Here is a 12,931-nt window from a genome sequence, read left to right as displayed (position 1 = left end):
TGTCCACGTCAAGTTGCGCGGGATGCTGTGTTGCGCCGCCAAAACGAGCGCGGGCACCCGAGGGTGCCCGCAGCCCTGCATCACCAAAGGAGAAGGTCAGTCGGCCCAGTGCCCCGGGGTGTCGACCTGCTTGAGCACCTGCGCCGACAGCTGGCCGTCGTCGTTCAAGAGCTGGATCGCATCGGCCAGGATCGCGGCGGACTCGCGCAGCAGCGGGTCGGGACGGTCCTCGGCCAGCTTCTCGCGCTGCGCATCGCGGACGATGTCGCGCTCGGAGGCGGCGAGCCCGTCGTCGGCCGCGTCCTCGGCCAGCGGGTCCAGGGCCAGCCCCAGCTCCTTGCGGATGGCCTGGCGCTCCTGGCGCTTGGCCTCGTTGCGGTCGCGCTCGGCGCGGCGCTCGGCTTCGTTGAGGCTGATCGAGGTCTTGGCGCTTTCCTCGCGGAACTGCGCCACGTCCTCGTTCCACCACTGGAACTCGCGATCCTTGGCCACGCGCGCCTCGTGGCGGGCCTCCAGCTGCGGGATCAGCGGCTGGAAGTTGCCGTAGCGCGTATGCGGCACCGCGGCGATCTTGGTCCACGGCAGCGCGTTGTCGTAGGTGCTCTCGCCGTACTCGGTGGCATCGACCGACGCCGGGAACTGGATGTCCGGCACCACGCCCTTGTTCTGCGTGGAGCCGCCGCTGACGCGGAAGAACTGCGCAATGGTCAGCTTGAGCTGGCCGAAGCGGGCCTCCTCGTTGGCGGGCCAGCGGTCCAGGTCGAGCAGGTTCTGCACCGTGCCCTTGCCGAAGGTGGTCTCGCCGATCACCAGGCCGCGGCCGTAGTCCTGGATGGCGCCGGCGAAGATCTCCGAAGCCGAAGCCGAGCCACGGTTGATCAGCACCGCCAGCGGGCCTTCCCACGCGATGCCGGCATCGCTGTCGCCCTCGACGCTGACCCGGCCACTGGACTCGCGCACCTGCACCACCGGGCCGCGGTCGATGAACAGGCCGGTGAGCTCGATGGCCTCCGTCAGCGAGCCGCCGCCGTTGTTGCGCAGGTCCAGCACGACGCCGTCGACGTCTTGGCCATCGAACTCCTTGAGCAGACGCGCGACGTCGCGGGTGGCGGAGGCGTACTCGCCGTTGTTGCTGCGGCGGCCTTCGAAGTCCTGGTAGAAGCCCGGCAGCTCGATCACGCCGATGCGCTGGTCGGCGGCGCCATTGGTGCCGGGGATGTCCAGCACCTTGGACTTGGCCGCCTGGTCCTCCAGCCGCACTTTGTCACGCACCAGCACGACGCGGCTGGGCGGCGTGTCCAGGCCCATCTCGGCCGGGATCACGTCCAGCCGCACCTGCGTGCCCTTCTTGCCGCGGATCTTGGCGACGACATCGTCGATGCGCCAGCCGATCACGTCTTCCATCGGGCCGCTGCCGCCCTGCCCGACCGCGACCACGCGGTCGCCGGGCTTGACCTTGCCGGAGCTGCCGGCCGGGCCGCCGGGCACGATCTCGCGGATCGCCACCACGTCGTCCTGCTTCTGCAGCACCGCGCCGATGCCTTCCAGCGACAGCGACATCGACAGGTTGAAGTTGTCGGCCGAGCGCGGGGTCAGGTAGTCGGTGTGCGGGTCGATCGCATTGGCATAGCTGTTGAGGAAGGTCTGGAACACGTCCTCGCCCTTCAGCTCGGCGACGCTTTCGCTGAGGTTCTCGTAGCGCTTGTCCAGCGTGGTGCGGATGTCGGCCTCCTCCTTGCCGGCCAGCTTCAGGCGCAGCCAGTCGTTACGCACCGACTGCGTCCACAGCGCGTCCAGCTCGGCGGCGTCGGCGGCCCACGGGGCGTCCTCGCGGTCGTACTCGAAGACGTCGTCGCCGTTGAAGGTGAATACGTCGCGCTTGAGCAGCTCGCGCGCGAACGCCACGCGCTCATCAACGCGCTGGCGGTAGATCGCGAACATCGCGTATGCCGGCTCCAGTTCGCCGTTCTGCAGGGCATCGTCGAGCCGCGTTTCGTAGCGGTCGAAGCGCGCGATGTCGGCGGCGGTGAAGAACTGCTTGCCGCCGTCGAGCGTCTCCAAGTATCGCTTGTACATGTCGGCCGACAGCGCGTCGTCCAGCGGCATCGGCCGGTACGCATAGCGGCTGTCCGACAGCACGCCGGTGACGTACTTCGCGGCGATCGTCTGGTCTTCGGTCGGCCCGCCCGGCAACTGCAGCGCACCCGGGTCGCGCGCCGGTGTGCGGCTGGCGGTCGCCTCGGAGCGGTCCGTATCGGGGGAGGCGTCGGCGGGCGACACCTGCGCCAACCCGTTGTCACGCGCCAGCAAGGCCAGCGGCGCGGTCAGCAGGAAGGCGAGGAGAGTGGATTTGGCATTCATCGGCAAGAATTCCGGCCGTGGGCGGCCTGGTCGCGGGTGGGGGCCCTGCCGGGCGGTGGCGCGTCGCGGCCGGCGGCAGGTTCGGCCGATGGCAGCATGCGACGGGCTATGACCGCCCCACAGTGCCGAAAGTTGCCGTGCCTGTCACGCCGATCACGGCTGTGTCGGGGCGATGACATCAAAACGGTTCAGCTACGCAACGGCAGGCCCAGCATGGCGCGTTGCCCGTTATCCACGCGTTACGCGAAACGCAGTGCCACCTCGGCCACGCCAGGGGGCCGGCGCGCCGTGCAGATCAGGCGCCGACCGCGAGCCCGGCTTCGGCCGCGGAGCGGTCGGCGTGGTACGACGAGCGCACCAGCGGGCCCGACGCGACGTGGGTGAACCCCAGCGCGTGGCCGAAGTCCTCCAGCTGCTTGAATTCCTCCGGCGTCCAGTAACGCATCACCGGGTGGTGGTGGGCACTGGGCTGCAGGTACTGGCCGATGGTGATCATGTCGACGTCGTGCGCGCGCAGGTCGCGAAGCGTCTGTTCGACCTGCGGCATGGTCTCGCCCAGGCCCAGCATGACCCCGGACTTGGTCACCACCTCGGGATGCTGCGCCTTGAAGCGCTGCAGCAGCGTCATCGACCACTGGTAATCCGCACCCGGGCGCACGTTGCGGTAGAGGTCGGGCACCGTCTCGACGTTGTGGTTGAACACGTCCGGCGGCTGCGTCGCGAAGATCTCCAGCGCGCGGTCCATGCGGCCCTTGCCACGGAAGTCGGGCGTGAGGATTTCCACCCGCGTGCGCGGGCTGTGCTCGCGGATGGCGGCGATGCAGTCGACGAAGTGCTGGGCGCCGCCGTCGCGCAGGTCGTCGCGGTCGACGCTGGTGACCACGACGTAGCGCAGACCCATGTCGGCCACGGTCTGCGCCAGGGTGAGCGGCTCGGTCGGGTCCGGCGGCTTGGGGCGGCCGTGGGCGACGTCGCAGAAGCTGCAGCGGCGCGTGCATACCTCGCCCAGGATCATGAACGTGGCGGTGCCGTGGCTGAAGCACTCGTGGATGTTCGGGCAGCTGGCCTCCTCGCACACCGTCACCAGCCGGTTTTCGCGCAGCTTGGCCTTGAGCTGCTGCACCGAGTTGCCCGACGGGATGCGCACGCGGATCCACGACGGCTTGCGCAACACCGGCACGTCGGCGAACTGCACCGGCGAGCGGCTGATCTTGTCGCCGGCCACCTGCTTGACGCCCGGCTGCAACGCGGCGGGCGCGTCGGTGCCGACGACGGCGAGCGGGATGGTCTTGGAGGCGGTGTCGGTCATGTCGCTGGAATTCCTTCCCGGAAGGGCGGGAGGCGGTGACTGGGAACGGAGCGGGCGTGTGCCGTGCGGGAGCCGCGGTCAGAGCGTCGGTGGCGGCGCCGGTTCGACCTCAAGGCCGAACTGCGCGGCCACGTGTCCAACCAGTGCGGGCTTGACCGCGTCCAGCCCCGACGGACCGCCCAAGTCTACCAGCGAGGTCACCTGCAACCCCTCGAACCCGCACGGATTGATCCGCTGGAACGGCGAGAGGTCCATGGCGATGTTGAAGGCCAGGCCATGGAAGGTGCAGCCGCGCCGCACGCGGATGCCCAGCGCGGCGATCTTGGCGCCGGCGACGTAGACCCCGGGGGCGCCCTCGCGACGCACGGCTTCGATGTTCCAGTCGCCCAGCGTGTCGATGATGGCCTGCTCGATCCGGCACACGTACTCGCGTACGCCGACCTTCAACCGGCGCAGGTCCAGCAGCGGGTACAGCACGATCTGGCCGGGGCCGTGGTAGGTGACCTGGCCGCCGCGGTCGACATGCAGCACCGGGATGTCGCCGGGCATCAGCACGTGCTCGGGCTTGCCGGCCTGGCCCAAGGTGAACACGGGGTCGTGCTCGACCAGCCACAACTCGTCGGGGGTCGCCTCGTCGCGGGCGTCGGTAAAGGCCTGCATCGCACGCCACACCGGCTCGTAGCGTTGGCGACCAAGGTCACGGACCTTCGCGGTGGGCGGCGCGAACACGGCTGGACCGGCGCCGGTCGGGACGGCTACAGCGTCCACTTCACTTCCGGGTGGTCGCGCAGCACCTGGTGGGCCAATTCGTACTGCTCGCGCGATTCGGCACGGAAGGCGATGCGCACGGAAACGTAGCGACCGTTGGAGGAATGCTTCCAGCTGACCTGCTCGTTCAGCACCTCGATGCCCGCGTCCAGCAGCCGGGTCGGGAGCAGTGTTTCCAGGTCCTTGTCGGCCGTACCCATGGCCGACAGCTCGAACGTGCCGGGGAACTGGAAGCCGTGGTCGGGGTTGTCTGAGGTGATGTCCATGCCGCCGATTATGGGTATGCTCCGCCCCCAACCCAAGCCGGCGGATGTCCGGCGGGGGTTGTGCAGAGCGTTTAGCTCGGAAGCCCGGCGCACCCGCGCCCCATTACTCACGGAAGATCGCCATGATTCGAAACCCCGCACCTGCCCTCATTCCGCCTGCCTGCCGCGTGCGCGCCCTTGCACTGGCCGCGGCTGCAGCGCTCGCCCTGCCCGTGGCCGCCCAGGCCGAGACCGCGCAGCAGCAGCGCCAGAACGCGGAAATCCCCACCTGCAGCAAGCCGCTGGGCACGCTGGCCGTGCTCGAGCCGGACCAGAACTGGTGGTACGACTACGACCTCGGCACGCCGACCGCGATCATCAAGGTGTTCGTCAATAAATCGCGCTGCTTCACCCTGGTCGACCGCGGCGCCGGCATGGCCGCGATGCAGGCCGAGCGCGAACTGGCCGCCGGCGGCGACCTGCGCGGCGGCTCCAACCTGGGTAAGGGCCAGGTGCGCGCGGCCGACTACGTCATGGTCCCGGACCTGATCTCGCGCAATCGCAACTCCGGCGGCACCAACATCGGTGGCCTGCTGGGCGGGCTGATGGGAAACAGCACCGCTGGGCGTCTGGTGGGCGGCCTCAACCTGAAGCGCAAGACCGCCGACGTGGTGCTGACGCTGACCGACATGCGCTCGTCCGAACAGGTCGCGATGACCGAAGGGCATTCCACCAAGACCGACCTCGGGTGGGGCGGCAGCGGCGCCCTCTGGGGCAGCAGCGGCATCGGCGGCGCCAGCGTCGGCGGTTACTCCAACACCGAGATCGGCCAGGTCATCACGCTGGCCTACCTGCAGGCCTACACCGACATGGTCGCCCAGCTCGGCGGGCTGCCGGGCAATGCCTCGGAGGCCAATGTCGGCCAGGCGGTCTCGATGCGGCAGCCTGGCCGCCTGCTGGGCAATGCCGACGGCAGCGGCGCGGCGCTGCGCGACCTCAACCCGGGCGACATGCTGTACCCGACCGGCACCAAGCAGGGCGCGATGTGGGAGGTCGACGACGAGCTGGGCAACCGTGGCTGGGTGTCGTCGAACCTGCTCGAACTGGCGCGCTGACACCGGTTCGCCCAGCGCTTTCTGCGGGCACCATAAACAGGAAAGGGCCGGCATTGCCGGCCCGTTCTTCATGCGTGCATCGGGTCGCCCGATGGCGCGATCACATCGAGTGCCACCACATCAGCAGCTCGTGCCACAGGCGCTTGAAGAAGCCGGCCTGCTCGATGCCGCCGATCGCCACCAGCGGGCGCTGCGCGATGACCTTGTCGTCCAGCATGACCTTGACCGTGCCGATGGCCTGGCCCTTCTCGATCGGCGCGACCAGCGTGGCCGGCACGTCCATCATCGGCTTGAGCTGCTCGTAGCGGCCACGCGGCACCGTCACCAGCAGCGGCTCGGCCAGGCCCAGGCGCACTTCATTTTCCTGGCCCTTCCAGACCTTCTGCTGCGCGACCTGCGCGCCGGCCTTGTACATCTCGTGGGTCTCGTAGAAGCGGAAGCCCCAGTTGAGCAGCGCCTGGCTGTCGCGGGCGCGCTGGGATTCGGACGTCGAGCCCATCACCACCGAGATCAGGCGCTGGTCGCCGCGCTTGGCCGAAGCCATCAGGCAGTAACCGGCCGCCGAGGTGTGGCCGGTCTTGATGCCGTCGACGCTGGCATCGCGCCACAGCAGCACGTTGCGGTTGGGCTGGGTGATGTTGCCGACGGTGAACTCCTTGATCTTGTTGTAGGAGTACGCCTCGGGGTAGTCGCGGATCAGCGCGCGGCCCAGCAGCGCCAGGTCGCGCGCGCTGGTGATGTGGCCCTCGCCCGGCAGGCCGGTGGCGTTGACGAAGTGGCTCTTCTCCATGCCGATGCGCTGTGCGTACTGGTTCATCAGCGCGGCGAAGGCCTGCTCGCTGCCCGCGACGTGCTCGGCCAGCGCGATGGCGGCGTCGTTGCCCGACTGCACGACCATGCCCTTTTCCATCTCCAGCAGCGGCGCGCTCTGGTTGACCTCGAAGCCCGAGTAGCTGCCGTCCGTGCCGGCGCCGCCGGTGCGCCACGCGTTCTCGGTCATCATGACCTGGTCGTCCCGCGAGACCTTGCCGGCGGCCATCTCCGCGGCGATCACGTAGCTGGTCATCACCTTGGTGATGCTGGCCGGCTCGAGCTGCTCGTCGTAGTTCTCGCCCGCCAGCACGTTGCCGCTGGCCGCGTCCATCAGCACCCACGCGGTGCCGGTCACCTCCGGCGGCGGCGGCACCGGCAGCGCGTCGCTGGCGGCGGGCTGCGCGGCGGCCGGTTGCGGCGTGGCGGGCTGGGGCGACTGGGCAAGCGCCAGGCCGACCGCGAAGGTGGCCAGCGTGGCGAGGACGAAGCGGGATTTCATGATTCTACGACTCCGGGGACCCGGCGGGCGGCCGGAAGAAAGTAAGGGACAACGGGTGCCGGGCGGCACCGCACTCATTCATTGACGCGTTGCGGCGGCCCGAAGCCCAGGCCCGCGATGCGCGCCGACAACGCCGGCACGGCGGCAGCCGACAACGGACCGATGCGCAGGCGCCAGACCGGACGCCCGGCGGACTCGCCGTCGAGCACGTGCGCGTCCTCGACGCCGGCACCGCGCAGCATCGCCAGCGCGCGGTCGGCGTTGCCGCGCGCGGAGAACGCGGCCACCTGCAACGTGACCCCGTCCGTGGCCGGGGTCGAATCACGTGCGGTCGAAGGCTGGACCAGAGGCGTGGCTGCGGCAGGCATTGCCGTTGCGGCCGGTGCCGTTGCCTGGACGGGAGCCGGTGTACCCGGCTTGCCGGTGGCCACGCGCACCCGGCGCGTGCGCATCCAGGCGTCGAACTCGTCGGCACTCATCGCGCGCCCGTCCTGGCGCATGTCGAAGCGGTACTCGCTGCCCGGGGTGGTCGCCACAGGGGACGCGGGCTCAACCGTGCCAGCGGCTGCCGCCGTCGTGGCGACAGCCGTCGATGACGCGCTCGCTGCGGGCGCAGGGCGACCGGTGGCGATCCGCACACCCGGCGGCAGTTCCACCGCACCGGCGGCGGCCACCGGGATCGACGCCACCAGGCGGTCCATTTCCGTCGGTACGGGCGCGGGTGCAGGTGCAGGCGCGGATGTGGTTTCGGCGGCCAGCACGGTGCCCGTGTCGCCGGGCGACAGCGCCCGCACTTCGACCCGCGCGGTGCCCTGGCGGATGTAGTCGAGCTTGACCGCCGCGGCGTAGCTCAGGTCGATCACCCGGCCCTCGTGGAACGGGCCGCGGTCGTTGACGCGCACCACCACCGACTTGCCGTTGTCCAGGTTGGTCACGCGCGCGAAGCTGGGCAGCGGCAACGTCTTGTGCGCGGCGGTGAAGGCGTACATGTCGTACACCTCCAGGTTGGACGTGCGGCGGCCGTGGAACTTCTTGCCGTAATACGACGCGCGGCCCTGCTCGACGTAGCCGTCGTGCGAGTCCATCACCCGGTAAGTCTTGCCGAGCACCGAGTAGCTGGCGCGGTTGCCGACCTTGGAGCGCGGCAGGTCGACGACCTGCGGCTCCGGGATGCAGTCCACGTCGGGCACGTAGTCGGGCGTGGTGTCGGAAACGCCGGGCTTGTACAGCCCACCCGCGACATAGTCGCCTCGGGTGTTGGGATCTTCCTGCGCCGGGGCATACGGCGAGCCGTTGCAGCGCGCCGGCAGCGCGCCGGTGGGCAGCGCATCGCGTGTCACCGGACCGGCACCGGCCAGCGGCGACGGCTCCGACCCACGCTTGGGGGCGCCGGCGCAGGCCGCCAGGCCCAGCACCAGGGCGGCGGCGACCGCGACCCTCATGCGCCGTCGGCGGCCGCAGGCGCGGCGGTGTCGGCCAGCGGGTTCTCGCGGCCGGCGATGGCCTCGGACAACTGGTAGACCGCCATCGCGTAGTGCTTGGAGATGTTGTAGCGGGTGATGGCGTAGAAGTTGTCGAACCCCAGCCAGTGCTCGCGGCCCGACACGCCGTCGAGGTTGATCAGCAGCGCCGGCTCGTCGGGTGCGATGGAGGCCGCCATGGGCCGGTAGCCCATGCCGCCCAGCTGCGCCACGGTCATGTCCGGGTAGAGGCCTTCGGGCTCGAAGTCGCGTGCATCGGGCGCGCGCATGGCGCGCACCGTAATCGGCCCGCCACGCGTCCAGCCGCCCTTCTCGACGAAGTAGTTGGCGATCGACGCGAACACGTCGTCCGTGCTGTTGAACAGGTCGATGCGGCCGTCGCCGTTGCCGTCGGCCGCGAACTCGCGGTAGCTCGACGGCATGAACTGGCCCCAGCCCATGGCACCGGCGTAGCTGCCCTTGAGCGTGGTGACGTCGAGCCGCTGCTCCTTGCCCAGCGCGAACAACTGCGCCAGCTCGCCGCGGAAGAACGCCTCGCGCCGGTTCTCGCGGTCGGCCTTGGCCGGGTCCCCGGTGCGCGGGTAGGCGAAGGCCAGCGTGTACAGGGCGTCGACCACCGGGTAGCTGCCGGTGTTGGCGCCGTAGCTGGTCTCCACGCCGATGATGGCGACGATGATCTCGGCCGGCACGCCGGTGCGCGACTCGACCCGGGCCAGCGCGTCACGGTGGCGCGCCATGAATGCCTGGCCGCCGTCGATGCGGGCCTGGCTGATGAAGATCGGGCGGTAGTCGCGCCACGGCTTGGCCTCGGCCGGCCGCGACATGGCCTTGATGATGCTCTCGCGCATGTCGGCGTTGGCCAGCACCGACTCGATGTACCCGGCATCGACGCCGTACTTGGCCGCCGTGTCGCGCACGAACGCCGCCTTCGCCTGCTCCAGCGGCATCGCCGGCAGCGGGTCGGGCAGCGGATTGGTGCCGGGCACGGGGGGACGCTTGCGCGTGGCAACGGGCGTCGGCTCGGTGGTCGTTTCGGATGCTTGCGATGCCTCGTCCGCGGACGGTGCCGGGGTCGGCGGCGCGGGCGTGGCGCAGGCGCCGAGCGCCAGCGAAAGCATGAACGGAAGGGCTTTTCGGAGGGGGCGTGCAGTCATCGCGGCGAGGTTAGCACGCACCCTTCCGCGTGCGGCCCGGCCGGGTTCGGGTGGTGTTCATCGATGTCGACGCGTAACTCGCCCCCGGCGGCACTCAGCGGGCGTGCACCGGCCGGTGCGCGCGCACCGCCATCACCACGCCGAGCCCCGCCAGCAACGACACCGCGGAGGTGCCGCCGTAGCTCAGCAGTGGCATCGGGACGCCCACCACCGGCAGCAGGCCCGCGATCATTCCCCCGTTCACGATCACGTACACGCAGAACGCCAAGCCCAGCGCACCGGCCAGCAGCCGCGAATAGCCGTCGCGCGCTTCGCTCGCGATCCACAGGCAGCGTCCGACGACGAACAGGTACAGGCCCAGCGTCACCGCCACGCCGATCCAGCCGAACTCCTCGCTGAGGACGGCGAAGATGAAGTCGGTGGTGTGCTCGGGGATGTAGTTCAGGTGCGACTGGCTGCCCTCGCCCCAGCCCTTGCCGGTCAGGCCGCCGCCGCCGATGGCGATCTTGGACTGGATGATGTTCCAGCCCGCCCCCAGTGGGTCCGACTCCGGGTCCAGGAACGTCATGATCCGGTCCTTCTGGTACGGGCGCAGCATCCAGAACCACGCCGCCGGCGCGACCGCCGCGACGCCGCCGATCGCGGCCACGAACCACCACCACGACAACCCCGACAGGTACAGCGCGAATGCGCCGCTGGAGGCCACCAGCATTGCCGTGCCGAAGTCCGGCTGCAGCAGGATCAGGCCGGTGGGGGCGGCGATGATCGCGCCGGCCACCAGCACGGTCGGCAGGCGCGGGGGCAGCGCACCGCGGTTGAGGTACCACGCCACCATCATCGGCAGGCTGAGCTTGAGCAGCTCGGCCGGCTGGAAATAGAACACGCCCAGGTTCAACCAGTGCGCGCCGTGGCGGCCGCTGCCCATGAACAGCACCGCCACCAGCGGCACGATCGACGCGGCGAACACCAGCGGCGTCCAGTTGCGCAGTTGCGACGGCGGCATGCGCGACAGCGCCCACATCGCCCCCAGCCCGACGGCGAAGCGCGCACCCTGCGCGACCACCAGCGTGGAGGATTGCCCGCCGGCGCTGTAGAGCACCGCCAGGCCGATGGCCATCAGCGCCAGCAGCGCGGCCATGAGCGGCCAGTCCAGCGTACGCAGCAGGCGCGCCGCCAGGTCGAACAGCCAGCGCAGGATGATGCTCATCGCGTCGGCTCCCTGGCGGTCGCGGGTGGCTGCCGGCCGTCGTCAGCGCCGCCTGGGGAAGCACTCGATGCGGCTGCGGTCGCCGCGTCTGCTGCGGGCTCCGGCTTATCGGGTTCCGGTTCCGGTTCCGGTGGCGGCTCCGGCATCGTGCCCAGCAGCCACGCATCGAAGATCTTGCGCGCGATCGGGGCGGCGGTGGTGCCGCCATAGCCGCCATGCTCGACCACCACGGCCACGGCGATCGTCGGGTTGTCGGCCGGCGCGTAGCCCACGAACAACGCCTGGTGGCGCAGGTGGTAGGGCAGCGACCTGGGGTCCATGCTCGCACTGCCCTTGCGGCTGATCTTCTGCGCGGTGCCGGTCTTGCCGGCCATCCGGTAGGGCGCACCGATCGCCATCGCGGTCGCGGTGCCGCGGCCGTGGATGGTCGCCTCCATGCCTTCCTGCACGGCGCGCAGGTGCCCGGGGTTGGTGGTGATCAGCTCCGGTTCCGGGCGCGGCAGCGGGGTCCACGGCTGGCCGTAGCCATCGCGCCGTTCCGACACCAGGCGCAGTTCGCGCAGGCGACCGTCGTCGGCGATGGCGGCGGTGGCGCGCACCAGCTGCAGCGCGGTCGCGATCCAGTAGCCCTGGCCGATGCCGGCGATCACCGTCTCGCCCGGGTACCAGGGCTCGGTGGTGCGGCTGCGCTTGTAGTCCGGCGACGGCACCACGCCATCGTTCTCGCCGATCAAGTCGATGCCGGTGGTCTCGCCAAACCCGTAGCGCTGCATGTAGTCGGCGAAGCGCTCGATGCCCATGTCGTAGGCGAGCTTGTAGTAGTAGTAATTGACCGAGCGCGAGATCGACGAGCGCAGGTCGGTCAGCCCGGCGCCGCGGCTGGCATCGCGGTAGCCGCGCGCCTGTCCGGGGATGCGGAATTCGCCGGTGGAGAACACCGTGGACTCGGGCGTGAGCTGGCCGCTGTCCACGCCCGCCAGTGCCACCAGCGGCTTGATCGTCGAGCCCGGCGGCCCGCCGCCCAGCACGTTGCGGTTGAACAGCGGGCGCGACGGGTTGTCCATCAGCGCGCGGTAGTCGGTGTGCGAAATGCCGTTGACGAACAGGTTGGGGTCGTAGCTGGGCAGGCTGACCATGCCCAGCACCTCGCCGGTGCGCGGGTCGACCGCCACCGCCGATCCCTCCAGCTCGCCGAAGGCGTGCACCATCGCCTGCTGCAGGCGGGCGTCGATGCTCAGGCGCAGGTCGGCGCCGGGCACGGCCGGCACGCGGCCGACCTCGCCCATCGCACGGCCGTCGACGTTGGTCTCGATCTTGCGGTAGCCGATGCGGCCGCGCAGCGCCTCTTCGTAGGCGCGCTCCAGCCCGGTCTTGCCGATGTGGGTCAGCGCCGCGTTGGCCTCGCCCAGCGTCTTGAGGTCCTCGCCGTCCACCCGGCCGACGTAGCCGACCACGTGGGCCATCAGGTCGGTGTAGGGGTAACGCCGGTTGAGGTAGGGCACCAGCTCGACGCCGGGGAAGCGCCAGCGATCCACGGCAAAGCGCGCGGCCTCCTCCTCGTCCACGCGCAGCTTCAGCGTGATCGGCTTGAAGCCGCGGGTGGCTCGGCGATGCTCGTGGTAGTTCTCGATGTCCTCCGGCGCCAGTTCAACCACCCGCTGCAGGCGCGGCAGCCACTCGTCCGCGGGTCCGGCCTGGTCGGGCGTGACGTCCAGACGGAACGCCGGCACGTTGTCGGCGAGGATGCGGCCTTCGCGGTCCAGCACCAGGCCGCGCCCGGGGACGACCGGCTGCAGCTTGACCCGGTTGGCTTCGGCGCGGCTGGCGTAGTCCTCGTGCTGCCAGACCTGCAGGCGGAAGTACCACAGCGCCAGCCCGCCCAGGGCCAGCACCACGCCGAGCATGGCCAGCGCCGCGCGGCGCCGGAACTGGTCGGCCTCGGCGGCGGCATTCTTGAGGACGCGGCGGCGCGGACCCAC

10 protein-coding genes are annotated in these 12,931 nt (G+C 70.3%); 1 reads left to right on the top strand and 9 read right to left on the bottom strand.

The window, feature by feature from the left end; all coding sequences use genetic code 11:
- Window positions 1-96: 96 nt before the first annotated feature.
- The 4 genes from K6753_RS11355 to K6753_RS11340 form a co-directional block, all read right to left on the bottom strand.
- Window positions 97-2,361, bottom strand: a complete 2,265-nt coding sequence (locus K6753_RS11355) for a carboxy terminal-processing peptidase (protein ID WP_319936672.1) — start codon at window positions 2,359-2,361, stop codon at window positions 97-99.
- Window positions 2,362-2,656: 295 nt separating this feature from the next.
- The gene (lipA, locus tag K6753_RS11350; protein WP_223676572.1) at window positions 2,657-3,670 is read right to left on the bottom strand and encodes a lipoyl synthase; all 1,014 of its coding nucleotides are present in this window, start codon (window positions 3,668-3,670) and stop codon (window positions 2,657-2,659) included.
- Window positions 3,671-3,748: 78 nt separating this feature from the next.
- Window positions 3,749-4,438: a lipoyl(octanoyl) transferase LipB gene (gene lipB, locus K6753_RS11345; RefSeq protein WP_223676571.1), complete on the bottom strand. Its 690-nt coding sequence runs from the start codon at window positions 4,436-4,438 to the stop codon at window positions 3,749-3,751.
- A complete protein-coding gene (locus K6753_RS11340) occupies window positions 4,426-4,704 on the bottom strand; it encodes a DUF493 family protein (RefSeq protein ID WP_223676570.1) in 279 nt (92 codons plus the stop codon). Before K6753_RS11340 ends, lipB begins: the two co-directional genes overlap by 13 nt.
- 122 nt (window positions 4,705-4,826) lie before the next feature.
- Here K6753_RS11340 and K6753_RS11335 point away from each other — a divergent pair, with 122 nt between their 5' ends.
- Window positions 4,827-5,798 (top strand): CsgG/HfaB family protein, encoded by a 972-nt coding sequence (locus tag K6753_RS11335; protein ID WP_223676569.1) that lies wholly within the window; start codon window positions 4,827-4,829, stop codon window positions 5,796-5,798.
- A gap of 100 nt (window positions 5,799-5,898) precedes the next feature.
- On the opposite strand, the gene K6753_RS11330 is transcribed toward K6753_RS11335, so the two are convergent.
- From K6753_RS11330 to mrdA, 5 genes are all read right to left on the bottom strand, one after another.
- Window positions 5,899-7,110, bottom strand: coding sequence for a D-alanyl-D-alanine carboxypeptidase family protein (locus tag K6753_RS11330; protein ID WP_223676568.1), 1,212 nt, complete (start codon window positions 7,108-7,110; stop codon window positions 5,899-5,901).
- Between the two features lie 74 nt (window positions 7,111-7,184).
- Window positions 7,185-8,552 carry a septal ring lytic transglycosylase RlpA family protein gene (locus K6753_RS11325; protein WP_223676567.1) on the bottom strand — a complete coding sequence of 456 codons (1,368 nt, stop codon included), beginning with the start codon at window positions 8,550-8,552 and terminating at the stop codon, window positions 7,185-7,187.
- Window positions 8,549-9,745, bottom strand: coding sequence for a lytic murein transglycosylase B (gene mltB, locus K6753_RS11320; protein WP_223676566.1), 1,197 nt, complete (start codon window positions 9,743-9,745; stop codon window positions 8,549-8,551). Before mltB ends, K6753_RS11325 begins: the two co-directional genes overlap by 4 nt.
- 94 nt (window positions 9,746-9,839) lie before the next feature.
- Window positions 9,840-10,952 carry a rod shape-determining protein RodA gene (gene rodA, locus K6753_RS11315; RefSeq protein WP_223676565.1) on the bottom strand — a complete coding sequence of 371 codons (1,113 nt, stop codon included), beginning with the start codon at window positions 10,950-10,952 and terminating at the stop codon, window positions 9,840-9,842.
- Entirely contained in the window at window positions 10,949-12,931 is a 1,983-nt protein-coding gene (gene mrdA, locus K6753_RS11310) for a penicillin-binding protein 2 (RefSeq protein WP_319936671.1), read from the bottom strand. The genes rodA and mrdA overlap by 4 nt, the downstream gene beginning before the upstream one ends.

The organism is Novilysobacter selenitireducens (assembly GCF_020026895.1).
Classification (GTDB): Bacteria; Pseudomonadota; Gammaproteobacteria; order Xanthomonadales; family Xanthomonadaceae; genus Lysobacter_C; species Lysobacter_C selenitireducens.
Note: the sequence above shows the minus strand (reverse complement) of the source record. Positions and strands in the feature narration are given on the sequence as shown.